The organism is Spirillospora sp. NPDC047418 (genome assembly GCF_040643275.1).
Lineage (GTDB): Bacteria > Actinomycetota > Actinomycetes > Streptosporangiales > Streptosporangiaceae > Spirillospora.
The window spans coordinates 1-24,348 of the sequence record NZ_JBEYTW010000024.1 but is presented as its reverse complement, the minus strand read 5'-3'; the positions used below and the strand labels follow the sequence as shown (position 1 = coordinate 24,348).

At 73.1% G+C, this 24,348-nt stretch carries 26 protein-coding genes; 19 read left to right on the top strand and 7 right to left on the bottom strand.

Going from position 1 to position 24,348, the window contains the following annotated elements; translation table 11 throughout:
* Positions 1 to 56: 56 nt before the first annotated feature.
* Genes ABZ806_RS17380 through ABZ806_RS17365 form a run of 4 tightly spaced genes read left to right on the top strand, consistent with a single transcriptional unit; the run spans position 57 to position 3,123 of the window.
* Positions 57 to 1,376, top strand: coding sequence for a M16 family metallopeptidase (locus ABZ806_RS17380; protein ID WP_500218307.1), 1,320 nt, complete (start codon positions 57 to 59; stop codon positions 1,374 to 1,376).
* A 38-nt stretch (positions 1,377 to 1,414) separates the two neighbouring features.
* Complete coding sequence (locus ABZ806_RS17375; protein ID WP_500218306.1) at positions 1,415 to 1,789, top strand: phage holin family protein; 375 nt, start codon at positions 1,415 to 1,417, stop codon at positions 1,787 to 1,789.
* Positions 1,790 to 1,846: 57 nt separating this feature from the next.
* A complete protein-coding gene (gene dapB, locus ABZ806_RS17370; protein ID WP_500218305.1) occupies positions 1,847 to 2,584 on the top strand; it encodes a 4-hydroxy-tetrahydrodipicolinate reductase in 738 nt (245 codons plus the stop codon).
* Entirely contained in the window at positions 2,584 to 3,123 is a 540-nt protein-coding gene (locus ABZ806_RS17365; protein ID WP_500218380.1) for a transglutaminase-like domain-containing protein, read from the top strand. The genes dapB and ABZ806_RS17365 overlap by 1 nt, the downstream gene beginning before the upstream one ends.
* A gap of 4 nt (positions 3,124 to 3,127) precedes the next feature.
* Here the strand turns inward: ABZ806_RS17365 and ABZ806_RS17360 are convergent, their stop codons facing one another.
* Both ABZ806_RS17360 and modA read right to left on the bottom strand, forming a co-directional pair.
* Positions 3,128 to 3,595 carry a nitroreductase family deazaflavin-dependent oxidoreductase gene (locus ABZ806_RS17360; protein WP_500218304.1) on the bottom strand — a complete coding sequence of 156 codons (468 nt, stop codon included), beginning with the start codon at positions 3,593 to 3,595 and terminating at the stop codon, positions 3,128 to 3,130.
* 102 nt (positions 3,596 to 3,697) lie between these two features.
* Positions 3,698 to 4,477, bottom strand: a complete 780-nt coding sequence (gene modA, locus ABZ806_RS17355) for a molybdate ABC transporter substrate-binding protein (RefSeq protein ID WP_500218303.1) — start codon at positions 4,475 to 4,477, stop codon at positions 3,698 to 3,700.
* A 112-nt stretch (positions 4,478 to 4,589) separates the two neighbouring features.
* On the opposite strand from modA, the gene ABZ806_RS17350 reads away from it, so the two are divergent.
* Together ABZ806_RS17350 and ABZ806_RS17345 are read left to right on the top strand one after the other, a co-directional pair.
* Positions 4,590 to 5,264 (top strand): uracil-DNA glycosylase, encoded by a 675-nt coding sequence (locus ABZ806_RS17350; RefSeq protein ID WP_500218302.1) that lies wholly within the window; start codon positions 4,590 to 4,592, stop codon positions 5,262 to 5,264.
* A gap of 102 nt (positions 5,265 to 5,366) precedes the next feature.
* On the top strand, positions 5,367 to 6,377 hold the full coding sequence (locus ABZ806_RS17345; protein WP_500218301.1) for a hypothetical protein: 1,011 nt from the start codon (positions 5,367 to 5,369) through the stop codon (positions 6,375 to 6,377).
* Here ABZ806_RS17345 and ABZ806_RS17340 read toward each other — a convergent pair.
* The 4 genes from ABZ806_RS17340 to ABZ806_RS17325 form a co-directional block, all read right to left on the bottom strand.
* Entirely contained in the window at positions 6,341 to 7,207 is an 867-nt protein-coding gene (locus ABZ806_RS17340) for a 1,4-dihydroxy-2-naphthoate polyprenyltransferase (protein WP_500218379.1), read from the bottom strand. The two genes, ABZ806_RS17345 and ABZ806_RS17340, sit on opposite strands and share 37 nt — an antisense overlap.
* Before the next feature lie 34 nt (positions 7,208 to 7,241).
* Entirely contained in the window at positions 7,242 to 8,894 is a 1,653-nt protein-coding gene (locus ABZ806_RS17335; RefSeq protein ID WP_500218300.1) for an MFS transporter, read from the bottom strand.
* A gap of 91 nt (positions 8,895 to 8,985) precedes the next feature.
* Positions 8,986 to 9,525 carry a GNAT family N-acetyltransferase gene (locus ABZ806_RS17330; protein ID WP_500218299.1) on the bottom strand — a complete coding sequence of 180 codons (540 nt, stop codon included), beginning with the start codon at positions 9,523 to 9,525 and terminating at the stop codon, positions 8,986 to 8,988.
* A 54-nt stretch (positions 9,526 to 9,579) separates the two neighbouring features.
* Positions 9,580 to 10,137: a CGNR zinc finger domain-containing protein gene (locus ABZ806_RS17325; protein ID WP_500218298.1), complete on the bottom strand. Its 558-nt coding sequence runs from the start codon at positions 10,135 to 10,137 to the stop codon at positions 9,580 to 9,582.
* A 124-nt stretch (positions 10,138 to 10,261) separates the two neighbouring features.
* Here ABZ806_RS17325 and ABZ806_RS17320 point away from each other — a divergent pair, with 124 nt between their 5' ends.
* Both ABZ806_RS17320 and ABZ806_RS17315 read left to right on the top strand, forming a co-directional pair.
* Complete coding sequence (locus tag ABZ806_RS17320) at positions 10,262 to 10,555, top strand: hypothetical protein (protein WP_500218297.1); 294 nt, start codon at positions 10,262 to 10,264, stop codon at positions 10,553 to 10,555.
* The gene (locus tag ABZ806_RS17315; protein WP_500218296.1) at positions 10,552 to 10,896 is read left to right on the top strand and encodes a VOC family protein; all 345 of its coding nucleotides are present in this window, start codon (positions 10,552 to 10,554) and stop codon (positions 10,894 to 10,896) included. Before ABZ806_RS17320 ends, ABZ806_RS17315 begins: the two co-directional genes overlap by 4 nt.
* A 98-nt stretch (positions 10,897 to 10,994) precedes the next feature.
* Here the strand turns inward: ABZ806_RS17315 and ABZ806_RS17310 are convergent, their stop codons facing one another.
* The gene (locus tag ABZ806_RS17310; RefSeq protein WP_500218295.1) at positions 10,995 to 11,186 is read right to left on the bottom strand and encodes a hypothetical protein; all 192 of its coding nucleotides are present in this window, start codon (positions 11,184 to 11,186) and stop codon (positions 10,995 to 10,997) included.
* A 216-nt stretch (positions 11,187 to 11,402) separates the two neighbouring features.
* Here ABZ806_RS17310 and ABZ806_RS17305 point away from each other — a divergent pair, with 216 nt between their 5' ends.
* From ABZ806_RS17305 to ABZ806_RS17255, 11 genes are all read left to right on the top strand, one after another.
* Positions 11,403 to 12,458 carry a glycoside hydrolase family 18 protein gene (locus ABZ806_RS17305; RefSeq protein WP_500218294.1) on the top strand — a complete coding sequence of 352 codons (1,056 nt, stop codon included), beginning with the start codon at positions 11,403 to 11,405 and terminating at the stop codon, positions 12,456 to 12,458.
* A 139-nt stretch (positions 12,459 to 12,597) separates the two neighbouring features.
* The gene (locus ABZ806_RS17300; protein ID WP_500218293.1) at positions 12,598 to 12,819 is read left to right on the top strand and encodes a hypothetical protein; all 222 of its coding nucleotides are present in this window, start codon (positions 12,598 to 12,600) and stop codon (positions 12,817 to 12,819) included.
* A gap of 183 nt (positions 12,820 to 13,002) precedes the next feature.
* Positions 13,003 to 13,902, top strand: a complete 900-nt coding sequence (gene dapA / locus ABZ806_RS17295; protein ID WP_500218292.1) for a 4-hydroxy-tetrahydrodipicolinate synthase — start codon at positions 13,003 to 13,005, stop codon at positions 13,900 to 13,902.
* The gene (locus tag ABZ806_RS17290) at positions 13,899 to 15,584 is read left to right on the top strand and encodes a ribonuclease J (RefSeq protein ID WP_500218291.1); all 1,686 of its coding nucleotides are present in this window, start codon (positions 13,899 to 13,901) and stop codon (positions 15,582 to 15,584) included. Before dapA ends, ABZ806_RS17290 begins: the two co-directional genes overlap by 4 nt.
* Positions 15,585 to 15,686: 102 nt before the next feature.
* Positions 15,687 to 18,350, top strand: a complete 2,664-nt coding sequence (locus ABZ806_RS17285) for a DNA translocase FtsK (protein ID WP_500218290.1) — start codon at positions 15,687 to 15,689, stop codon at positions 18,348 to 18,350.
* A gap of 174 nt (positions 18,351 to 18,524) precedes the next feature.
* Positions 18,525 to 19,271, top strand: a complete 747-nt coding sequence (locus ABZ806_RS17280) for a helix-turn-helix domain-containing protein (protein ID WP_500218289.1) — start codon at positions 18,525 to 18,527, stop codon at positions 19,269 to 19,271.
* Positions 19,272 to 19,361: 90 nt separating this feature from the next.
* Positions 19,362 to 20,798, top strand: coding sequence for a 30S ribosomal protein S12 methylthiotransferase RimO (gene rimO / locus ABZ806_RS17275; RefSeq protein ID WP_500218288.1), 1,437 nt, complete (start codon positions 19,362 to 19,364; stop codon positions 20,796 to 20,798).
* On the top strand, positions 20,795 to 21,379 hold the full coding sequence (locus ABZ806_RS17270) for a CDP-alcohol phosphatidyltransferase family protein (protein WP_500218287.1): 585 nt from the start codon (positions 20,795 to 20,797) through the stop codon (positions 21,377 to 21,379). The genes rimO and ABZ806_RS17270 overlap by 4 nt, the downstream gene beginning before the upstream one ends.
* A gap of 499 nt (positions 21,380 to 21,878) precedes the next feature.
* Positions 21,879 to 23,174, top strand: a complete 1,296-nt coding sequence (locus ABZ806_RS17265) for a CinA family nicotinamide mononucleotide deamidase-related protein (protein ID WP_500218286.1) — start codon at positions 21,879 to 21,881, stop codon at positions 23,172 to 23,174.
* A 111-nt stretch (positions 23,175 to 23,285) separates the two neighbouring features.
* The gene (locus ABZ806_RS17260; RefSeq protein ID WP_131937264.1) at positions 23,286 to 23,639 is read left to right on the top strand and encodes a helix-turn-helix domain-containing protein; all 354 of its coding nucleotides are present in this window, start codon (positions 23,286 to 23,288) and stop codon (positions 23,637 to 23,639) included.
* A gap of 128 nt (positions 23,640 to 23,767) precedes the next feature.
* A complete protein-coding gene (locus ABZ806_RS17255; RefSeq protein WP_500218285.1) occupies positions 23,768 to 24,238 on the top strand; it encodes a Dps family protein in 471 nt (156 codons plus the stop codon).
* The last annotated feature ends 110 nt before the right edge of the window (positions 24,239 to 24,348 follow it).

The window sequence follows — 24,348 nt, the reverse complement described above, 5'->3', positions numbered from 1 at the left end:
GCCGCGCGGGGGGCGCGCCGCGCGGTCGCCTTCCCACGACGGAATGTGAGCGACACGTGACCCTGCCGGCGCGGGCGCAGGAGCCCGGCACCACCACCACGATCCACACCGACGGTGCCGGCGCGGTGCGCCGCACCGTCCTGCCCGGCGGGCTGCGGATCATCACCGAGTCGATGCCGACCGTGCGGTCGGCCGCGTTCGGCATCTGGTCGGCGGTCGGCTCCCGGGACGAGGCGCCCGCCGACGCCGGCGCCAGCCACTACCTGGAGCACGTGCTGTTCAAGGGCACGACTCGGCGCTCGGCGCTGGAGATCTCCGCGGCGGTCGACGCGGTCGGCGGCGACCTCAACGCGTTCACCGCCAAGGAGTACACCTGCTACTACGCGCGGGTGCTCGACGCCGACCTGCCGCTCGCCGTCGACGTCGTCTCCGACATGGTCGCCGACTCGGTCAACCGCCCCGAGGACGTCGAGGCCGAGCGCGGCGTGATCCTCGAAGAGATCCACATGCGCGACGACGACCCGGGCGACCTGATCCACGACGAGTTCTCCACCGCGCTGTACGGCGACACCCCGCTCGGCCGCCCCATCCTCGGCTCCGAGGACTCGATCAACGCGCTGTCCCGGGAGCGGATCCACGGCTACTACCGGGAGCACTACGTCCCGTCCAAGCTGGTGGTGTCGGTCGCGGGCAACATCGACCACGACGAGGTCGTCGGGCTGGTCTCCCGCGCGTTCGCCGGGCACCTCACCGGTGACGGCGAGCCCGCCGCGCCGCGCCTGGACGGGGCGCCCGCACCGGTCGACCCGCGCAGCGTGGTGATCGACAAGGACACCGAGCAGGCGCACATCATCCTCGGCGGCGCCGGGGTGTCCCGCACCGACGACCGCCGGTTCGCGCTCGGCGTGCTGAACGCCGCGCTCGGCGGCGGCATGTCGTCCCGGCTCTTCCAGGAGATCCGGGAGAAGCGCGGCCTGGCCTACTCGGTCTACAGCTACACCGCGCAGTACGCCGACTCCGGCATCTTCGGCGTCTACGCGGGCTGCCAGCCCGCCAAGGCCGAGGAGGTCCTGTCGATCTGCCGGGACGAGCTGGGCAAGGCCGCCGAGGAGTGCCTCACCGCGGAGGAGCTGGAGCGCGGCAAGGGCCAGCTGCGCGGCGCCATGGTGCTCGGCCTGGAGGACACCGGCTCCCGCATGAGCCGCATCGGCAAGAGCGAGCTGGTCTACGAGTCGCTGCTCCGGGTGGACGAGGTCCTGGCGCGCATCGAGGCCGTCACGCTGGACGACGTCCGCGCGATCGCCCGCGACGTCCTGTCCGCCCCGCAGGCGCTCACCGTCATCGGCCCCGTCGGAGACCGCGACTTCTCGGCCTGAACCGTTACGCGGGCGTCCCGATCGGGTAGATCGGGCGCGTGAAGATCCTCATCAGGGTTGTCATCTCCGCGATCGCGCTGTGGGTCGCGGAGGTCGCGCTCGACGGTGTCGAGCTGACCGCCGGGAGCACCACCGAGCGGGTGCTCACCCTGCTCGGCGTCGCGGTCATCTTCGGCGTCATCAACGCCGTCCTCAAACCCGTCATCAAGGTTCTGGGCTGCGCGTTCTACATCGTGACCCTCGGGCTGTTCGCGCTGGTGGTGAACGCGGGCCTGCTCATGCTGACGAGTTGGGTCGCGGGCGAACTGGACCTGCCGTTCCACGTGGACTGGTTCTGGCCGGCCTTCTGGGGCGCGATCATCATCGGCGTCGTGAGCTGGCTCCTCAACCTCTTCGTCGCCGACGACGACTGACATCGACCCGGCGCTTCTGACGATAGGCTCGGGCGGGACGCCATCCGGGAGGAACACGTGACAAAGGTCGGGGTGCTGGGCGCGCGGGGCCGTATGGGCGCCGAGGTGTGCCGTGCCGTGCAGGGAGCCGGCGACATGGAGCTCGTCGCGGCCGTCGACCAGGGCGACGCGCTCGACTCGCTCACCGCCGCGGAGGTCGTCGTCGACTTCACCCACCCCGGCGTCGTCATGGACAACCTCAAGTGGTGCGTCGAGCGCGGCCTGCACGCCGTCGTCGGCACCACCGGGTTCGACCCGTCCCGCCTCGACACGGTCCGCTCCTGGCTGACCGACGCGACGTCCGGGAACGTGCTCATCGCCCCGAACTTCGGGATCGGCGCGGTGCTGATGATGCACTTCGCGCAGAAGGCCGCACCGCTCTTCGAGTCCGTCGAGATCGTCGAGACGCACCACCCGAACAAGGCCGACGCCCCGTCCGGCACCGCCTACCGCACCGCCGAACTCGTCGCCGCCGCCCGCGCGGAGGCGGGCGTGGGCCCGTCCCCGGACGCCACGACCTCCGAGGTCGACGGCGCCCGCGGCGCGGACGTGGACGGGGTCCGGGTGCACGCGGTCCGGATGTCCGGTGCCATCGCGCACCAGGAGGTCGTGCTCGGCGGCCACGGCGAGCTGTTCACCATCCGGCACGACTCGATGAACCGCGAGTCGTTCATGCCGGGCGTCCTGCTCGCCGTCCGCAAGGTCCCCGGCCTCGACCGGCTCACCCTCGGCATCGAGTCGCTCCTCGGCCTGTGATGGACTTCGCCGCCGACCCCTGGGACTACCTGGCGGCGTCCGAGGCGATCGACATCGAGCACCCGCTCGTCCAGGCGGTCGCCGCGGACCTGCGGACCGGCGACGACATCGCCTACGCCCACGCCGCGTTCGACCGCGTCCGCGACCAGGTCCCGCACTCCATGGACACCGGCGACCCCCGCGTCCCGTGGCGCGCCTCCGACGTCCTCGACCAGCGCACCGGCCTCTGCTACGCCAAGTCCCACGCCTACGTGGCGCTCCTGCGCGCGGGCGGCATCCAGGCGGGCCTGTGCTACCAGCGGGCATCGGGCATCCTCCACGGCCTGACCGCCGCCCTGGTGGACGACCGCTGGGTGCTCCTCGACCCGCGCGGCAACAAACCGGGCATCGACGTCCAGTTCTCCCCTTCGGAGGACCGCCTCGCCTACCCCGACGACCCAATCCACCCCACGATCTACGCAGCACCCCCCGACACGGTCCTAGAGGCCCTCAAAACAATGCCCCACCCCACCCCCCTCCCCGCCGACCTGGACGGCTGAGCGTTCAGGGGGAGAGGCGGAGGAAGGGGAGGTCGCGGCCTACGCGGCGGTAGTCGTCGGCGGTGCCGTCGACGATGAAGCCCATCAGGCGGACGAGCCTCGCGGCGGCCTTCGGGTGGCGCGGGGCGTAGCGGGCCAGGATCTCGCCGCCCTCGGCGGGGGTGAGGGGGTGGGCGGTGGCGTCCAGGCGGCGGCGGCCCACCTGGATCGTCACGCCGGGATGGGCGAGGACGTTGCGGTACCAGTCGGCTCTGGGGCCGAAACCCGAGCAGACGATGTAGCCGTCCTCCGAATGCTCGATCACTTCGAGCACCACCTGCCGGGGTCTGCCGGACTTCCGGCCGGTGTGCTCCAGGAGCAGGAAGCGGGCGCCCATCAGCCGGCCGAGGCGCATCCGGTACAGGTGGACGGGCAGGCGCGCCAGTGTGCGACCCAGCCCCTTCGGGGGTGCGGGCCGGTCCAGGATCTCCATGACCCCCACCTTCCCCGGAAAGGGCGGGGGAAGCGGGGGTGGGAGTGCGGCGGCGGGGGTCTGGTGCTCGGGGGGTCGGCCGCTCAGGCCGGGAGAGGCGGGTCAGCGGGTCGTGGGCGGGCTCGGGAAGCCGTACTTGTGGAACAGCTTCTGGGCGGTGGGCGTCAGCAGCCAGGACACGAACGCGTTCGCCGCGTCCTGGCGGTCGGAGTCCGCGACGACGGCGGCGTTGAAGGCGGCGGTGACGTTCAGGTCCGCCGGGATGGGGACGCTGCTCGCCGCGACGCCCGCCGAGCGCAGGTCGGTGATGTAGACGAGGCCGGCGTCGGCCTCGCCGGCGCGGATGCGGTCCAGGACGGCGCGGGCGCTGATCTCCTCCGAGCTCCACCGGACGGTCAGCCCCGCGTCCGTGAGGATCTGGCGGGTGTAGCGGCCCACCGGGACCGTGCCCGCGCCGACCACCACGCGCAGGCCCGGCCGCTCCAGGTCGCGCAGGCTGCGGATGCGCTTGGGGTTGCCGGGGCCGACCGCGATGGTGAGCGTGTCGTGGGTGACGATCCGGGGGCGTCCGGCCAGGTCGTCGGCGGCGTCGTCCATGCTCGCCCGGTCCGCCGTCACGAGGACGTCGCCGGGGGCGCGCTCGGAGAGCCGGTCGACCATCTCGACGGACCCGCCGAACACGAAGCGCAGCCGCACCCCCGGGTGCTGCTGGTGGTAGGCCGTCCCCATCTCGCCGAACACCTCCGTCAGGGACGAGGTGGCGAGGACGGTCAGCGTCGTCGGCCCGGACGAGCCGCCGCAGCCCGAGGCGAGGGCGGGCAGGGCGAGCGCGGCGAGCAGCACGGCCGCGCGGAGGCGCCGCCGACGGGGGGAATCGGGCATATGGCGTCATCCTACGGTCGGGACCCTTCTCCGCCCGTGATTCGGCGTGGCGTGTCAGTGGCGCGCACTAGTGTTTCCGGCAATTGGAGATCACGTCCCCGGAGGCCCGACGATGTCCCTCGACCTGATGGAACTGCTGCCCGGCGACTGGCGGGAGCGGCTCGACCCGCTGCTCGACCCGAGCGCCACCGCCGCGCTGGGCGCGTTCGTCGCGGGGGAGTACGCGGCGCAGACCGTCTACCCGCCGCGCGAGGACCTGTTCGCCGCGTTCCGGCACTGCCCGTTCGACGGCGCCCGCGTGCTGATCCTCGGCCAGGACCCCTACCACGGCCCCGGCCAGGCGCACGGCCTCAGCTTCAGCGTTCGCGACGGGGTGCGTGTGCCGCCGTCGCTGCGCAACATCTACAAGGAGCTGGCCACCGACCTCGACGTCCCGGTGGCGGCGTCCGGTGACCTGACCCGCTGGGCCGACCAGGGCGTCCTGCTGCTGAACGCGGTGCTGACCGTGCGCGGCGGGGAGGCGGGCTCGCACGCCGGCAAGGGCTGGGAGGACTTCACCGACGCCGCGATCCGCGCGCTGAACGACAAGAGCGAGCGCGTCGTCTTCGTGCTGTGGGGCGCCTACGCCCGCAAGAAGGCCCGGCTGATCACCGGGCCGCAGCACACCGTGATCGAGTCGGCGCACCCGAGCCCGCTCAGCGCGCGGAAGTTCTTCGGGACGCGCCCGTTCAGCGCCGTGAACAAGGCCCTCGTCGACGCCGGCCTCCCGGAGATCAGCTGGGGGTAGCGGCCCGGGCGGCCCGCTCCTCACCCGTGCGGGGGAGGGGCGGGTCCGGTCTCACCCGGCGGCGGGAGGCGCGGCCGGGGCCGGTCCCGGCATCGTCGGGGCATGACCGTTTCAGCTCATCCGCTCACCCCGGCGGCGCGCGCCGCGCACGGCGGGCCGGGGCGCCTGCGCCTGGCCGTCTGCGCGGCGACGATCGCCGCGTGCGTCCCCTACCTCACCATCAAGATCGCCTGGCTGTCCGGCAGCACGGTCGGATGGAACGACACCGCCGCGGCGCGGGAGTCGGCGCTCTACGTCGGCAACGCGGTCACCATGGGGATGGACGCGATGGCCGTGCTGGTCGCGCTGGCGTTCACGTTCCGGTGGGGCCGGCGGGTCCCGGCGTGGCTGGTGCTGACGCCGATCTGGGTCGCGGCCGGGCTGCTCGCGCCGATCGTCCTCGCCGTCCCGCTGGGCACGCTGCTGCAGGCGCTCCTCTCATCGGAGCCGGTGGCCGCCGGCGACAGCGCGCTCCAGGGCTGGGTGTTCGGCGTCGTCTACGGGGGCTTCACCGTGCAGGGGCTCGGCCTGCTCACGGCCTTCGTCCTGTACGCGCGGGACCGGTGGCCGGACGTCTTCACCGTCCGCACCGAGGACGTCCCCAAGGGCGCGACCCACTCGCTGCAGGTGCTCCTGGCGCGCACGGCGGCCGTGTTCGCGGCGGCCTTCGCGACCGTGCACTTCTTCTGGGCGTCCGGCGGGACGGCGGGGCTGCGCGCGGACGAGATCGAGCACCGGACCGCGGCCCAGCAGCTGGCCGACGGCGTGTGGGGCGTCCTGGCGCTCGCCGGTGCCGCCGCGCTGCTGGTGATCGTCCGGCGCGGCGGGCGCCCGGGGCGGTTCGTGGTGCCGCTGGCCGTCGCGTGGGTCGGCGCGGCCGCCACGTTCGCCTGGTCGCTCTACGGGCTGCTGGTGATGATCGCCCAGATGGGCGACCTCGGGGGCGACTCGACCGCGGCGGCCGGCCTGGCGGCCGTGTGCGGGCTGTTCGGCGGGCTCATCATGGGCCTTACCGGCGCCTTCCTGCTCACCGAGCGTCAGAGCGCGAGGCCGATCGCCAGCAGCGCGCCGTAGGCGATCTGGAGCCGGCCGGTCTCGCCCAGCACGGGGATCAGGGCGGGGCCGGCCGCGCCCTGCAGCACCTTCTGCGACGGCGGCAGCGACAGCGGTGCCGCGAGCAGCGCGAGCAGCGCCCACGGATGCGGCGCCGCCAGCGCCAGGACGAACATGAACGGCAGCGCGGTGCACGCCGCGTACAGGATCCGGGTCCAGGGGCCGCCGAGGAGCACGGCCAGGGTCCGCTTGCCCGACTCCCGGTCGGTGGGGATGTCGCGCAGGTTGTTCGCGACGAGCAGCGCGCAGGCCAGCAGCCCGATCGGCACCGCCGCCGCCCACGCCTCCCACGGAAGCGCCTCGACCTGGACGTACACCGTCCCGACGACGGCGACGAGGCCGAAGAACACGAACACCGACACCTCGCCCAGCGCCCGGTAGCCGTACGGGGTCTTGCCGCCGGTGTAGAACCAGGCGGCGAGGATCGCGACGGCGCCGACCAGCAGCAGCCACCAGGTGGTCACGGCGGCGAGCACCAGCCCGGCCACGGCCGCGGCGAGGAAGCAGCCGAGCGCGGCGGCGAGGACCTGCTTCGGCGGCGCGACCTTGGACCCGACGAGGCGGAGCGGGCCGACGCGGTCCTCGTCGGTGCCGCGGACGCCGTCGCTGTAGTCGTTGGAGTAGTTCACCCCGATCTGCAGGACGAGCGCGACGAACCCGGCGAGGACGGCGCGCCACCAGACGGGGTCGCCCTCGCCGACCGCGACGCCGGTGCCGACGACGACGGGGACGAGGGACGCGGGCAGGGTGCGGGGCCGGGATCCGGCGACCCATTGGGAGAGCGTGGCCACAGTCACCGCTTGTTCTCGTGGGACGACAGGGGGACTACCGCTTCGATTCTCCCCGATGGAGATCACCGCCCGGACGCAGCCGCAGGGACGCGCCGAGCCCGAGCGCGAGGATCGCGGCGGTGGTGAGGGCGGCGTGCCTGGCCGCGGCGGCGAGGCTCTCGTCGGAGGCGCGCGCCGCGGCCTCCAGGCCGGGGGTCCGGTGCAGGTCGCGGCCGTACGTGCCGGCGCTCTCCCGCAGGTCGTGCGCGATGGCGGCCTGCCGTTCGGGCGGCAGCGCCGAGTCCGCCAGCCGGTCGGTCATCGCGTGCCCGAGGCTCGTCGCGAACACCGTCCCGATCGCGGCGATGCCGAGCGCCGCGCCGACCTGCCGGGCCGTCGACTGCGTCCCGGACGCCTGCCCGGACTGCGCCGGCGGGACGTCCGCCAGCGACACGTTCGTCAACTGCGCCGACGTCAGGCCGAGCCCGATCCCGTACAGCAGCATCCACGGCGCGAGGCCCAGCCCGCCGGTGGTCGGGGACAGGGTGAGGGCCAGCGCGACGACGGCGACGACCTCGAGCACCATGCCGGTCTGCACGACCCGGTGCGCGCCGCGCCTGTTCGCCAGCCTGCCCGCGTACCCGCCGGACAGGAACGCGCCGACGGCGAGCGGCAGGATCGCCAGGCTGATCTGCAGCGGGTCGGTGCCGTGCACGCCCAGCAGGAACAGCGGCAGGACGAACAGCAGCCCCAGCTCGCCGACGTTGATGAGGGCCGAGGCGAGGTTGCCGCGGCGGAAGTTCGGGATGCGGAACAGCTGCAGGTCGAGCATCACCGGGCGCCCGGCCGCGGCCCGGGACCGCTCCACCACGACCAGCGCCGCGAGCAGCAGCGCCCCGAGCGCGAGGACGACCGGGACCGGCGACAGCGCCGTCTCGGGCCAGGTGAACCCGGCCATCGTGAACGGGCGCGTCGGCGTCCACCAGCCGTAGGTCTGGCCCTCGATGATCCCGCACACCAGCGCGCCGAGACCGAGCGCCGACAGCAGCCCGCCCGGCCAGTCGATCTCCCGCCGCGCGCCGCGCGCACCGGGCTGCCGCGTCTCGGGCAGCAGCCACAGGGCCCCGGCGACGAGCAGCGCGCCGAGCGGCAGGTTGATCCCGAACGCCCAGCGCCAGCCGCCGCCGGTGGCGATCGCCCCGCCGGCGAGGGGCCCGAGCGCGGCCATCCCGCTGATCATCGAGCCCCAGATGCCGAAGGCGACGGCGCGGTCGCGCCCGGTGAAGACGGCGTTCAGGGTGGCGAGCGTGGCCGGCATGATCATCGAGGCGCCGACGCCCTGCGCGGCCCGCGCGGCGATCAGTGCCGAGCCGTCCCCGGCCAGCGCGGCGGCGACGCTCGCCGCCGCGAACACCGCGGTCCCGAGCACGAACAGCCGGCGCCGCCCGAACAGGTCGCCGGCCCGCCCGAACGGGATGAGCAGCGCCGCGAACACCAGCGCGTACACCGAGGTCACCCATTCGGCGTCGGTGGTCGTCAGGCCGAGGTCGGCGATGATCCGGGGGAGCAGCACGCCGACGATCGTGGCGTCGACCACGATCAGTGAGACGCCGAGGCTGATGACGACCATGCCGAGCCGGCGGTGCCGGACGGCGGGCACCGCCGTCGCGGGTGCGCGCGGCGGCGTCAGGGAGGTGGACTCGGGCACGACTTCAAAGATATTGCCGGGCCGGGTGTGCACCTCACCGGCCCCTGGTGAAGCGGCGGGCGGCGTCGGGCGATCGGGGACCGGCAAGTGATCAGGCGCTGATGTCGGTGTGCAGGCGGATCTGCCGGACGGGCTCGCCCATGTCGAGCGTCCGGGCCGTGCCGTCGGGGCCCCAGCCGGCCGAGCCGAGGAACGTCCGGGTGACCTCGTCGTCCTCGAAGACCCAGCTGACCAGGGTGGCGACACCGTCCTCGCGGAGCAGGTCGACGGTCGCGGCGAGCAGCCGGCTGCCGTGCCCGGCGCGGGTGTGCAGCGGGTCGACCAGCAGCGTGATCAGCTCCGCGGTGGCGGCGGGGTCGAGGCCCTCGTCCTCGGCGGGGGCGTGCGCGGCGAAACCGACGACCAGGTCGGACGCCACCGCGACCAGCAGCCGGTGCCGCGGGCTCGGCGGCGCCGCCGCGGCCTCCGCCCACCGGTCCCGCCACGTCTCCACCGCGTCGGGCCCGGTGACCTCGTCGAGGACGCCGTCCGGCAGCAGGTCGCGGTACCCGTGCCGCCACGCCCGCACCTGGATGCCGGCGACGGCGGCCGCGTCCGCCCGCCGCGCGGGCCGCACCCCCACATCGGCCATGCCGCCCCGTCCTCTCGCTGGAAACCCGCCGCCCACCCTAGCGACCCCGCGCGGTCACCCCGCCGCGGGCTTCCGCCTGGCTCGGTAGGCGCGGGTCTTGGTGCGGTTGCCGCAGACGCGCATCGAGCACCAGGCGCGGGACCGGTTCTTGGACGTGTCGAGGAACGCCCAGCGGCAGGTGTCCTCCTGGCAGACCTTCAGCCGGGACCACGTCCCGGCGGCGGCGGAGTCCATGATCGCGGCGGCGACGCGGGCGAGGGCCGCGGCGGCCGTGCCGGGCGGATCGAGCGGGACGAGCGCGGGACGCGGGCCGGTGAGCGCGATCCGCAGCGGGAGGACGGCCAGCGCGTCGTCCAGGTCGTCCGGGAAGTCGGCGTCCTGCGGGCCGTGGTGGGCGGCCATGGCCTCGCGGAGCCCCTCCCGCAGCGTCACGGCGGCGCGCACGTCGCCGTCGCCCGCGTCCGCGCCCGCCGGGACGAGCCCGTGCTCGGCCAGCCACCCGGCGAGGCCCGCGGGCGTGCCGATCCCGTCCGTCGCGGAGTCGACGTCGAGCGTGTTGACGAAGTCCCTCAGGAGCAGCGCGGGGTCCCCATCGGCGTGGATGTCGGCCATGAACCCTCCTGCGTGTCCACTGTGAACTCTACCAACGCACGACACCGTCATTCTGATTTCACTGGTTGCATAGCGACGACACCGGCGTTACGGTTTAGGTGGTGTCAACACACGGGAGGACGCGATGAACCAGCTGCCGTACCTGGCCGGGCTCGCCACGCGGCACGCCTGGGCCGAGCGCGAGTACGCGCGCCTGCACGCCGACCTCGTCGAGGCGAGGCTCAGGGCCCGCGCCCACGATGTCCGGCGCGCGGCCCGGATCCGCCGCTGGCTGCTCGGCGGCGTGCCCGAGCGGATCGGCGGGCGCCGCGCCGCACGGCCGGCAGGGCCCGCGCGGCCTGCACGGCCCGCGGCGTACTGCGCGCGCGCCGCCGCGCGCCCGGCCGGCGCCGCCGCGACGGCGGGTGGCGCCCGATGATCCCGAAGGTGGGCAACATCGTCATCGACTGCGCCGACCTGGACGCCATGGCGGCGTTCTGGGGCGGGCTGCTCGGCCTGAAGACGACGAACGCGGACGGCGACTGGCTCGACCTGGAGCCGCTGGGCGCGGGCGGGCCGGTCCTGTCCTTCCAGCGGGTCCCGGAACGGAAGACGATCAAGAACCGGCTGCACTTCGACCTGGACGTCCCCGACGTCCGGGCGGCCGGCGAGCGGGCGGCGGGGCTGGGCGCGACCCGCGCGCCGACCCCGCCCGGCGTGTCGTTCCAGGTCTGGCACGACCCCGAGGGCAACGAGTTCTGCTTCTGCCCCTTGGCATGACCCGGCGTGACCCGGCGCGTGCCGCCGGCGGCCGCCACCGGCCGCCGGTGACCCGCGCCGGTCCGCGTCGCGCCCACCCGGCGCATCCGGGGCGCGGGTCAGTCCTTGACGATCTGGGCCAGCAGCGTCACGACGCCCACGCCGACGCCTATGGGGATCGCGAACCGCGGGGCGGCGGCGGTGAGGGCGGCGGCGCCGACCGCCGCGAGGATGATCACGAGGGCGCGCGTGCTGATCATGGGGCGCGGCTCCCCGTGCCGGGACGGCACCTGGTCCGGTCGTACTCGCATGCCGTTTCGACCTCCATCCGGACGGACGGTAAGGACCGGGGCGGCTCCCGTCGGGGACGACGGGCGCATCGCTGAGCCGCCTCGTCATCACAGGGTTCCCCGGATGTCAACGGCTGAGGCGCGCGGCGCGCGATCGCGCCGCAACCATGATCGTTTCATGGCCGATTCCTGGCGCCGGGAGTCCGGACCACCCGGCTCATCCGGGATCATTGCGTGATGAAGCACAACGGGCGGGTTGCGGGGGTTGCGCGCGGGCTGCTGCGCTGGACCGGGTGGACGGCGGCGTACGTCCTCGGCCTCGTCGCCCTGGTCTTCGCCGGCGCATGGGTCTGGTGGCAGCCCGAGCCCGAGGCGCGGGGCACCGAGGCCAACGCGCTGTGGGCCCGGCACCAGTGGGTGGGGGAGCCGCACAGCGACGCCGAGTACCGCGCGTTCGGCGGCCTGCTGAAGCGGAACCGCATCACCGACGTCTTCTTCCACGCGGGCCCGTTCGAGGCGGACGGGACGGTCCCCGCCGCGAAGTACCGCAACGCGCGGCGGCTCATCGAGGCCATGCGCGAGTACGCGCCGGGCGTCCGCTCGCAGGCCTACCTCGGGCAGATCAGGGTGGTGGAGGGCAAGGGCGTCATCGAACTCGGCGACCCGGCCGTCCGGGAGCGGATCCTGAAGACCGACGCCGCCTTCCTCGACCTCGGCTTCGACGGCATCCACTACGACTTCGAGCCGATCTACCCCGACGACCGCGCGTTCCTGACGCTCATGGACCGCACCCGCGAGCTGACCAGGTCGCGGGGCAGGCTGCTGTCGGTGGCGCTGGAGCAGCCGACGCTCGCCGACGCCCTCCAGCCGGTCTACAGGGCGCTGCTCCCGCGGACCGGCCCCGTCCACTACCCGCCGCGCCCGACGAAGGACTTCCTGCGCGCCGTCGCCGACCGCGCCGACCAGGTCGCGATCATGACCTACGACGTGTCGCTGCCGACCCGCTCCCTGGCCGGATGGCACTACGCCCGGCACACCCGGGCCACGCTGGAGCTCATCGGCGACCGCACCACCGTCTTCATGGGCGTCCCCACCTACACGCCCCTCATGGGGTGGGCGGAGAACCTGCAGGTCGCGGTGCGCGGCGTCCGGCGCGGGGTGGACGAGCTGAAGCGTCCCCCCAGGCGTCCGTACGGCGTCGGCGTGTACGCGGGCTGGACGACGCGGGACGAGGAGTGGGCCCGTTACCGCTCCACCTGGCTGCCCCCGGCGACAGAAAGTGTTGGCGGTTGAGAAACCCTCCCCGCCACGTTCCGATTCTCTTGAAGGTGCAGGTAGAAAGGGTTGGGTAGCCGTTCACCTTCGAGGGTATTGCCCGGTGCGGAAGTCAGGGCAGGGTCACCGGACGGCAAAGGAAGTGGGGACGAGGCCGATGGGAGTCCAGCAGACCGCGCGGCGCGACGCCGACCGTATCGGCGAGCTGTCAGCCGAGTTCGCCGGCTGGCGGATCGGACGGGGCGGGTCCGGCCTCTGGTGGGCCGTCCGCGGCAACGATCTCGTGCGCACTCCCGACGTCGCGGAGCTGCGCCTCAGGCTGCAGGAGATGACCGCTGGGTCACGTTATCCGATCGAGTCCGGGAAGTGGCCGGACTGACCCCGTAACGCGGCTTTTGCGTGCCACGATGTGGGAGGTGGGAGCCGCCGCCACGCGTACCCCCGAGCGTGTGGCGGCGGCTTCTGCCCTTCTGTTCGACCTGCGAGGTCCAAGTCGAACGGCCGTAACGGTACCGTTCGTTACATGGCACCCAGCACAACGACTGACGCTCCGTTTGGACGGATGCTGACCGCCATGGTCACCCCGTTCCTGCCCGACGGCGGCGTCGACTACGACGGCGCCGCGCGCCTCGCGACCCATCTGGTCGACGAGCGGCGCCACGACGGCCTCGTCGTCAACGGGACGACGGGCGAGTCGCCCACGACGAGCGACGATGAGAAGAGCAAACTTCTGCGCGCGGTGATCGAGGCGGTCGGCGACCGCGCCGTCATCGTCGCCGGTGCCGGGACGAACCACACCGAGCACACCCTGCAGCTCGCGCGGCAGGCCGAGGCCGCCGGCGCGCACGCGCTGCTCGTGGTCACGCCCTACTACAACAAGCCTCCGCAGGAGGGCCTCGTCCGCCACTTCACCGCGGTGGCCGACGCGACGGGGCTGCCCTGCATGCTGTACGACATCCCGGGGCGCGCCGGGGTGCCGATCGAGAACGACACGCTCGTCCAGCTCGCCGACCACCCGCGGATCATCGCCGTCAAGGACGCCAAGGGCGACCTGTTCGGCGCGTCCCGCGTGATGGCGGCGACCGATCTGGTCTGGTATTCCGGCGACGACAACCTCAACCTGCCCTGGCTCTCGGTCGGCGCGGCGGGGTTCGTCAGCGTGGTCGGGCATGTCGTCGGTGTCGAGCTCCATGAGATGATCGACGCTTACCGCGCCGGTGAGCACGGCCGGGCGCTGGAGATCCACCGCCGGCTGCTGCCCGTGGTCACCGCCATCATGACCCGTACGCAGGGCGCCATCGCCGTCAAGGCAGCGCTGAACCTGCTCGGCCTCCCCGGAGGCGGCCAGCTCCGCGCGCCGCTGGTGGAGGCCTCGCCGGAGTTCGCCGCGCGCCTGCGAGAAGACCTCACGATAGGGGGAGTCAAAGTGCCGGAGGTAGTCATCCCGGAGGTCACCAGGTGAGTCATCCTCACCCGGAGCTGTCGGACCCGCCCGCGCCGCCCAAGGGCGGCCTGCGCATCGTCGCGCTGGGCGGGCTCGGGGAGATCGGCCGCAACATGACGGTGTACGAGTACGGCGGACGCCTGCTCGTCGTCGACTGCGGCGTGCTGTTCCCCGAGACCGAGCAGCCCGGCGTCGATCTGATATTGCCCGATTTCGAATACATCAGGGACCGCCTCGGCGACATCGAGGCCATCGTCCTCACGCACGGCCACGAGGACCACATCGGCGCCGTGCCCTACCTGCTGCGCGAGCGCCGCGACATTCCCATCGTCGGGTCGCGGCTCACGCTCGCGCTGCTGGAGGCCAAGCTCACCGAGCACCGGATCAAACCGGTCACCGACGTGGTCGTGGAGGGCGAGCGGCGCGACCTCGGGCTGTTCGACTGCGAGTTCCTCGCCGTCAACCACTCCATCCCGGACGCGCTCGCCGTCGCCATCCGCACGCCGGCCGGGCTCGTCCTGCACACCGGCGACTTCAAGATGGACCAGCTGCCGCTGGACGGACGGCTCACCGACCTGCCCGGGTTCGCCCGGCTCGGTGCCGAGGGCATCGACCTGCTGATGTCGGACTCGACCAACGCCGAGGTGCCCGGGTTCGTCACCAGCGAGCGCAACATCGGCCCGGTCGTGGACGAGGTGTTCCGCACCGCGCAGGAGCGGCTCATCGTCGCCTGCTTCGCCTCGCACATCCACCGCGTCCAGCAGGTCCTGGACGCCGCGGTCGCCAACGGGCGCAAGGTGTGCTTCGTCGGCCGGTCCATGGTGCGCAACATGGGGGTCGCGCGCGAGCTGGGCTACCTGAACGTGCCCGACGGCATCATGGTCGAGCAGAAGGAACTGGACGACATCCCCGGCGACCGGCTCGTGCTGGTGTGCACCGGGTCGCAGGGCGAGCCGATGTCGGCGCTGTCGCGGATGGCGAACCGCGACCACTCGATCCGCATCACCGAGGGCGACACCGTGCTGCTGGCGTCCTCGCTGATCCCCGGCAACGAGAACGCGGTCAACCGCGTCATCAACGGCCTCACCCGGTGGGGCGCCCGCATCGTGCACAAGGGCAACGCGCTCGTGCACGTGTCCGGGCACGCCTCGGCCGGCGAGCTGCTGTACGTGCTGAACGTGACGAAGCCGGCCAACTTCATCCCCATCCACGGGGAGTGGCGGCACCTGCGCGCGCACGCCAAGCTGGCCGCGCTCACCGGCGTCCCCGAGGACGGCGTCGTCATCGCCGAGGACGGCGTCGTCGTCGACCTGGTGAACGGGCGCGCCAAGATCGTCGGTGCGGTGCCCGCCGGCTACGTGTACGTGGACGGCCTGTCGGTCGGCGAGGTCACCGAGACCTCGCTGAAGGACCGGCGGATCCTCGGCGAGGAGGGCTTCGTCTCCATCGTCATCGGCATCGACTCGACGTCCGGCAAGGTCGTCGCCGGGCCGGAGGTGCACGCCCGCGGCGCCGGCATCGTCAACCAGGACTTCGACGAGGTCATCGCGCGCATCGAGGGCGCGCTGCGGGACGCCGCCGGCGACGGCGTGAACGACGTGCACCAGATGAGCCAGCTCATCCGGCGCACCGTCGGCAAGTGGGTGAGCGACAACTACCGGCGCCGCCCGATGATCGTCCCGGTGGTCGTGGAGGTCTAGGCGCGGGATGCGGACGGCCGCGGGAGCCCGCGGCCGTCCGTTCTCCAACACGCCCGCCCGCCTCCCGTGGAACCGCAGGGGTCCTTGGTTACTCTCATAAGCATGGCCACACGTGCGTCCGGGGGTGCAAAGGGGGAGGCGGGGCGTAGCCATGGGGGCGTAAAACAGTCCTCTTCGCGTGCGGGGGGCAGTGCGGCTCGCAAGCCCGCAGGTTCGTCCCCCCGGAAGCGACCGAGCGGCACCTCCAAGGGCGGCCGGGGCCCGGCGCGGGGGCGTCCCCCGCAGAAGCCGGACCCGATCTCCCAGGCCGTCCTCGGGTTCTTCAAGCTGCTGTTCAAGCTGTACCTGCTCGCGGCCGTCGCGGTCGGGTCGGTCTTCCGCGCCTACGGGCAGGGCGCCCGCAACCTCGACGCCGAGCACCGGCGCGACGGCCTCGGGCTGGCGCTGCTCGGCTCGTCCATCGTGCTGGCCTCCGTCACCTGGTTCCGGCCGGACGGCGTCGTCACGATCGCGCTGGAGAAGGTCGTGCGCGGCGGCCTCGGCATCATGGCGATGGCGCTGCCGGTGCTGCTGGCGCTGCTGGCGTGGCGGACGCTGCGCCACCCCGAGCAGCACGAGGACACCGGCCGCGTCGTCATCGGCATCACCGCGCTCGGCGTCGGCGTCCTCGGCATCCTGCACATCGCCGCCGGCGTCCCGGCGCCGGCGGAGGACATGACCGGCGTCCGCGAATCCGGCGGGGTGCTCGGCTGGCTGGTGTCGGCGCCGCTCGACGCGGCGCTCAGCGGGTGGGTGGCCGTCCCGCTGCTGCTGCTGCTGTCCGGGTTCGGGCTGCTGGTCGTCACCGCGACGCCGATCGCGAAGGTGCCCGAGCGGGTCGCCGACCTGTGGGCGATGGCGACCCTGCAGGGCCGCCCGGAACGTCCGTCCGACGGCGCGAAGGACGGCGAGGACGCGCCGAAGAAGCGCCGCCGCAAGAAGCAGGCCGAGGACGGCGACGGCGAGCTGGAGGTCGGCGAGCACTCGCGGCCCTACGACACGCCGCTGCTGGAGGACGACCCGAAGAAGGCGGGCCGGCCGCAGCGCGACCTCGCCGACGAGCTGTTCGAGCCCGACCCGTTCGGCGCCGACGTCCCGGCGCCCGCGCCGCCCGCCGACGACGAGCCGATGGACGCGCACGTCGCCGGCGAGTCGATGGCCGGGGCCGAGCACGAGGCCGGGCCCGGGGCCGGGCACGAGGTCCCCGACCCGACGCCCGCGCCGCGCAGGTCCGAGCAGCTGCCGCTGTCGTCGTCCGGGGAGATCTACCTGCTGCCCGACCCGTCGGAGCTGCGGCCGGGCAGCGTGTCCAAGCCGCGGACGAAGGCCAACGACACGGTGGTGAACGCGCTCAGCGGGGTGCTGGAGCAGTTCGACATCGACGCGCAGGTCACCGGGTTCACCCGCGGCCCGACGATCACCCGGTACGAGATCGAGCTGGGCCCGGCGGTGAAGGTCGAGAAGGTCACCGCGCTGACCAAGAACATCGCCTACGCGGTGAAGAGCGCCGACGTGCGGATCATCTCCCCGATCCCCGGCAAGTCGGCGATCGGCGTGGAGATCCCCAACACCGACAAGGACATCGTCAGCCTCGGCGACGTGCTGCGCTCGCCCGCCGCGACCAACGAGCACCACCCGATGATCGTCGGGCTCGGCAAGGACGTCGAGGGCCGCACGGTCGTGGCGAACCTGGCGAAGATGCCGCACATCCTCATCGCGGGCGCCACCGGCGCCGGCAAGTCGACGTGCATCAACGGGCTGATCACCTCGATCCTGATGCGCGCCACGCCCGACGAGGTGCGGATGATCCTCGTCGACCCCAAGCGCGTCGAGCTGACGATGTACCAGGGCATCCCGCACCTGATCACGCCGATCATCACGAGCCCGAAGAAGGCCGCCGAGGCCCTCGAATGGGTCGTCGGCGAGATGGACCGCCGCTACGACGACCTGGCCGCGTCCGGGTACCGGCACATCGACGACTTCAACAAGGCGGTGAAGGCGGGCAAGCTCAAGGCGCCGCCCGGCAGCGAGCGCGTCTACACGCCGTACCCGTACATGCTCGTCATCGTGGACGAGCTGGCCGACCTGATGATGGTCGCGCCCCGCGACGTCGAGGACTCGGTCGTCCGCATCACCCAGCTCGCCCGCGCCGCCGGCATCCACCTCGTCCTCGCCACGCAGCGGCCCTCGGTGGACGTCGTCACCGGGCTCATCAAGGCCAACGTGCCGTCCCGGCTGGCGTTCGCGACCTCCTCGCTGTCCGACAGCCGCGTCATCCTCGACCAGCCGGGCGCCGAGAAGCTCGTCGGGCAGGGCGACGCGCTGTTCCTGCCGATGGGCGCGAGCAAGCCGATGCGCCTGCAGAACGCGTACGTGGCCGAGAAGGAGATCCACGGGATCGTCGACCACTGCAAGGGGCAGATGCAGGCGAACTACCGGGAGGACGTCGCCGAGGCCAACAAGCCGAAGAAGGAGATCGACGAGGACATCGGCGACGACATGGACCTGCTCGTCCAGGCGATCGAGCTGGTCGTGTCCACCCAGTTCGGGTCGACGTCGATGCTGCAGCGCAAGCTCCGCGTCGGGTTCGCCAAGGCCGGCCGGCTCATGGACCTGATGGAGAGCCGCGACATCGTCGGGCCGAGCGAGGGCTCCAAGGCGCGGGACGTCCTCGCCAAGCCGGACGATCTCCCCGGGGTGCTCGCGGAACTGCGCGGCGGAGGCTGAGCCGCGGGCCGGCCGGCGGTCGGCGCAGGTCGCGCACGAAAAGGGCGGGGCATTGCGGAATGATGCGAAATCTTGCCCTGTTTCGAACGTGTTGGCTGTCGCTCAACGGGCATCCCCGTTCCTAGACTGGTGTCCCGGAAGATCGGCCACGAGCGCCCCCGAAGGAGGCCCGAGGTGAGCATCGGTGAGACCCTGGCGGAGGAGCGTGAGCGGGCCGGTCTCTCGGTGACACAGGTGAGTCTCCAGACCCGGATCCGGGAGACCGTGATCCGCGGCATGGAGGCCGACGACTTCTCGCTCTGCGGCGGCAACTTCTACGCCCGCGGCCACATCCGCAGCATCTCCCGGGTCATCGGCATCGACCCGGAGCCGCTCGTCGCCGAGTTCGACGCCGCGCACGGCGGCGCCCCGCAGCCGGTCTCGGTGGTGGCGGCGTTCGAGCCGGAGCAGCCCGTCGCGTTCCGCGAGCGCAAGGCGCCGAACTGGAGCGCCGCGATGGCGCTCGCCCTCGCGCTCGTCGTCATCTACGGGGTCGTGCAGGTGGTCGGGCACGACGGCGGCGGCGAGCAGCGCACCGCGCAGCAGGTCGCCGGGACGCCCCCGCCGCCGAGCCCGAAGCCGTCGGCGTCCCAGAGCGGCGCGCCGGTCGCCGAGGCGCCGCGCACCGAGGTCGACGTGCGGGTCGAGGCCAAGCGCACGACGTGGCTCAACGTGATGGGCGACAAGGGCAGGACGCTGTTCATCGGCACGCTGCACAAGGGCGAGCAGAAGGACTTCAGCGCCAAGAAGAAGGTCAAGCTGGTGATCGGCGTCGGCGGCAGCGTCAACCTGACCGTCAACGGCAAGGACATCGGCTCGCCCGGCAAGGGCAAGGGCGTGCAGCGGCTGAGCTTCGACCGCGAAGACCCGGAACACGCCTGAACCGGGGGCCGCGACGGCCGCCCGTCCGCGATGACCCGCCCAGGGGCCCGCTGGTACGTCCCGGCGCCGGCGCCCATTACCTTTAGGGGCATGTCGACTCGCCGCAAGGTCTCTCTCATCACGCTCGGCTGCGCCCGCAACGAGGTCGATTCCGAGGAACTCGCCGCGCGCATCGAGGACGCGGGCTGGGACCTGGCCGACGATGGCGACGGCGCGGACGTGGTCGTCGTCAACACCTGCGGGTTCATCGAGGCCGCCAAGAAGGACTCCATCGACACGCTGCTCGCCGCGCACGACTCCGGCGCCAAGGTCGTGGCCGCCGGCTGCATGGCCGAGCGGTACGGCAGGGAGCTGGCGGAGGCGCTGCCGGAGGCGGACGCGGTGCTCGGCTTCGACGACTACGCCGGCATCGGGGAGCGGCTCGACGACGTCATGGCGGGCCGCAGGCGGGACGCGCACACGCCGCGCGACCGCCGGACGCTGCTGCCGATCAGCCCGGTCGACCGGTCCGCGTCCGGGGTGGCGGTCCCGGGGCACGGCGCGCCGGCCGACCTGCCGGACGGGGTGGCCCCGGCGTCCGGCCCGCGGGTGCTGCGGCGGCGGCTCGGCGGCGGCCCGGTGGCGCCGCTGAAGCTGGCGTCCGGCTGCGACCGGCGCTGCACGTTCTGCGCGATCCCCGCGTTCCGCGGCGCGTACGTGTCGCGCCCGGCGGCGGAGGCGCTGGAGGAGGCGCGCTGGCTCGCCGGGCACGGCGTCCGCGAACTGGTCCTCGTCAGCGAGAACTCGACGTCCTACGGCAAGGACCTCGGCGACCTGCGCGCGCTGGAGAAGCTGCTGCCCGGCCTCGCCGCCGTGGACGGCATCGAGCGGGTCCGGGTCAGCTACCTGCAGCCCGCCGAGACCCGCCCCGGCCTCATCGAGGCGATCTGCGGCACGCTCGGCGTCGCGCCCTACTTCGACCTGTCGTTCCAGCACGCCTCCGGCCCGGTGCTGCGCTCGATGCGGCGGTTCGGCGACCGGGAGCGGTTCCTCGGGCTGCTCGACCAGATCCGCGAGCTGGCGCCGGACGCCGGCGTCCGGTCGAACTTCATCGTCGGGTTCCCCGGCGAGACCGAGGACGACTTCGAGGAGCTGGCGGAGTTCCTGTCCGCGGCGCGCCTGGACGCGGTCGGCGTGTTCGGCTACTCCGACGAGGACGGCACGGAGGCCGCGGACCTGGCGGGCAAGCTCGACGCGGCCGAGATCGCCCGCCGCGTCGACGAGCTGTCCGGCCTGGCCGAGGAGCTGACGTCCCAGCGGGCCGAGGACCGGATCGGCTCGGTCGTCCGCGTCCTGCTGGAGGACAAGGCCGAGGAGGGCGGTTTCGAGGGCCGCGCCGAGCACCAGGCCCCGGAGGTGGACGGCACGGTCCGCGTCCGCGGCGAGGGGCTGGCGCTCGGCGAGATCGTCCCGGCCCGCGTCACCGGCAGCGACGGCGTCGACCTCGTCGCGGACGCGAGCGGCGGCCCGAACGCGGACACCGCATGATCGCGGACGCCACGGAACCGGTCGCGGGCGGCCCGCCCCCGGCCGGGGTGTGGAACATCGCCAACGCGCTGACGATGGCCCGGATCGCGCTGGTCCCGGTCTTCGTGTGGCTGCTGTTCCTGGACGGCACCGGCTGGCGGCTCGCCGCGTTCGCGGTGTTCGCGGCCGCCTCGGTCACCGACAAGATCGACGGCGACATCGCCCGGGCCCGCGGCCTGGTCACCGACTTCGGCAAGATCGCCGACCCGATCGCCGACAAGGCGCTCACCGGCGCCGCGCTGGTCAGCCTGTCGGTGATGGGGGAGCTGTGGTGGTGGGTGACGGTCGCCATCATGGTCCGCGAGATCGGCATCACGGTCCTGCGCTTCGTGGTGATCCGGCACGGCGTGATCCCGGCCAGCAAGGGCGGGAAGCTGAAGACGATGCTCCAGGTGATCGCGATCGGCTTCTACATCCTGCCCGGCCCGCTCGACTACGTGCGCTGGGCCACGATGGGCGCCGCCCTCGTCGTCACCGTCGTCACCGGCGCGGACTACGTCGTCCGGGCGTGGCGGATGCGCCGCCGCTCCGCGTCGTCCTGACGCGCCCCGACGTCGATCCGGACGGACGATCTGGGACGTTCTGCGACGTTTCGGGGGCCGATGCCGTGGCGCCCGCGGGGGGCCGCGAGGCCACGCCCACCCCGGTCGTGGTCCCGCGGCCCCGTTCCGCGGGCGCCACGCGGTCTCGATTATCCCCGCTCGCGTCCGTGCGGACGAATCGATCAAATGAGTGATGACTCACAGCGTGACCTGGGGTTCCCCGCCCTGTTGCGCCCGCGGGCCGGCGACCTGCGGCGACGATCCGCGTTCGCGCGCCCGCCCGCCCCGCGCGCCTCGCCCGGCGCGGTCCCGTCCGGGCGGACAAAGCGCGGCCGCGTCTTTCGCGCCGGGACGGATAAGGGATGAGCCCGTTGGACCGGTGCGAACGCGCTCGCGTCCGCGCCGTCCTCATCCGGCCGTCTTCGCGGGTGAACCGGCGGCGCGCCGCCGCCGTCCCGGCCCGGCGGCGTGTCGGTCCCTGCGGGTAGATTCGGACGCCATGCGAGTCGAACTGCTCACGGTCGGGGACGAGCTGCTCCTCGGCGACACGATCAACGGCAACGCGGCGTGGCTGGGCCGCCGGCTGGCCGACCACGGCGTCGACGTCACCCGCAGCGTGGTCGTCGGCGACGAGCTCGACGTGATCGTCGCGGCGGTGGCGTCGGCGCTCGAACGGGCCGACGCGGTCATCACCACCGGCGGGCTCGGCCCCACCTCCGACGACCTCACCCGCGACGCGCTCGCCGCGGCGGCCGGCGTCCCGCTCGTCCGCGACCCGGAGCTGGAGCGGCGGCTGCGCGAGCGGGTGGCCCGCGCCGGGCGCGGGCTCCAGCCGATGGCGCTGCGCATGGCGGACGTGCCGAAGGGCGCGGGAGTGCTGGCCAACTCCGCCGGGTCGGCGCCCGGCCTGCGCGTCGAGCTGCCCGGCGGCGTCGTCTACGCGCTGCCCGGCGTCCCGTTCGAGATGCGCACGATCATGGACGAGGTGGTGCTGCCGGAGCTGGCCCGCATCGCCGGGCTGCCCGCGGTCGCGCGCCGCACGCTGCGCACCGACCGGGTGTGGGAGTCGGTCGTCGCGGCGAAGCTCGCCGAGGTCGAGGCCATGGACGGGGTCCGGCTCGCCTACCTGCCCGACCCCGCCGAGGTGAAGATCCGCATCACCGTGGCCGGCCCGGACGCCGCCGGGCGCCTGGAGGGCGTGGAGGCGCACGTCCGGGAGCTGCTGGGCTCGGCCGTCTACGGGGCCGAGGACGAGACGCTGGACCGGGTCGTCCACCGGCTGCTCGCCGCCCGCGGGGAGACCGTCGCGACGGCGGAGTCGCTGACCGGCGGGCTCATCGGCGCGGAGCTGACCGCGATGCCCGGCTCGTCCGCCACCTACGCGGGCGGCATGGTGACGTACGCGACGGAGGCGAAGCGGGGGCTGCTCGGCGTCCCGGCCGACCTGCTCGCCGAGCACGGCGCCGTCCACCCGGACGTGGCCGCCGCGATGGCCGCGGGCGTCCGCGACGCGGTCGGCGCGACCTACGGGCTCGCCGTCACCGGTGTCGCCGGTCCCGACACGCAGGACGGGCGCCCGGTGGGAACGGTCTATATCGGAGTGGCCGGTCCCGGCGATTCGCACACTGTGGCCAGTCCGAAACTCCCCGTGCCCGGCGCCGGCCCGGAGATCCGCGCGGTGATCCGGCGGATGACCGTCGTCCATGCCCTTGAGCTGCTGAGACGCGTCCTGCTGGGGCTTGACGCCGAGGACGAGAGCGAGGAGGCTCAGGCAGATCGGGAAGACCGGGACTGATTACAGCGTTACGTTCCGAGCGAACACGAAATCAACGGTCTGCCATGGTCACCGTCCGGGCGGGTACGGTGGAACCGGCAGATGGTCCGAACTGAGGGAGGGAGCGAGACGATGGTCCTGCTTCGCCAGCTGCTCGGTGACGTACTGCGGCAGCTGCGGCTGCGCCAGGGACGCACCCTCCGTGAGGTGTCCGCGGCGGCGCGGGTGTCACTCGGCTATCTCTCCGAGGTCGAGCGGGGACAGAAAGAGGCTTCGTCGGAGCTGCTGTCCTCGATCTGCAAGGCCCTGGGAGTTCCGCTGTCGCACGTGCTGAGGGAAGTCGCGGATCAGCTGGCCCTCGCCGAGCTGCAGCACGAGCCCGTCATGGCGGGCGCGCCCGAGCACGAGCGCATCACCGCCGAGAGCATTCCGGAGACGCCCGAGGAGATCACCGGGGAGTTCCGCGCCGACATGGTCGCGGCGTGACCCGCTCCTGACGCGTTCATGCCCTACGGGGGCCGCGGGTGTGCGCGGCCTCACGCATGAAGGCGGCATTACCGGGGATCTTTCCGTGTTGTAGCGGACAACCGTAACGATGCGGAAGGAGCCCGATAATGGCGACGGTCAAGAGCCCGCTTCCCGACGACGCAGTGAAGGTGGTGGGGCAGGCCCTGCAGGGTGCCCTCGTCGATCTCGTCGATCTCGCCCTGGTGGCCAAGCAGGCGCACTGGAACCTGACCGGGCGCAACTTCAAGGTCGTGCACGAGCACCTCGACGAGGTCGTGGCCCTCGCCCGGACCGGCCAGGACGACGTGGCCGAGCGCGCCGTGGCGATCGGCGTGAACCCGGACGGCCGGTCCCGCACGGTGGCCGACCGCACCGAGCTGCCGCAGCTGGAGGCCGGCTACCTCGACGACGACAAGGTCGTCGCCGCGATCACCGACATCCTGGCGCAGATCATCGGCCGCTTCCGCGAGCGCATCGCCGCGACCGACGAGCCCGACCAGGTCACCCAGGACCTGCTCATCGGCATCACCGCCGAGCTTGAGAAGCAGCACTGGATGTTCCAGGCCCAGACGCGTTGATCGCACTGCCGCCGGCGGCCGGGCCTTGGGGGGCCCCGCGCGAGGTCCCCCACGCCGGCGTCGGACGGCGGCTGGCGACCGGGCCGGCGGCGTCCGCCCGGCGCGGGCCC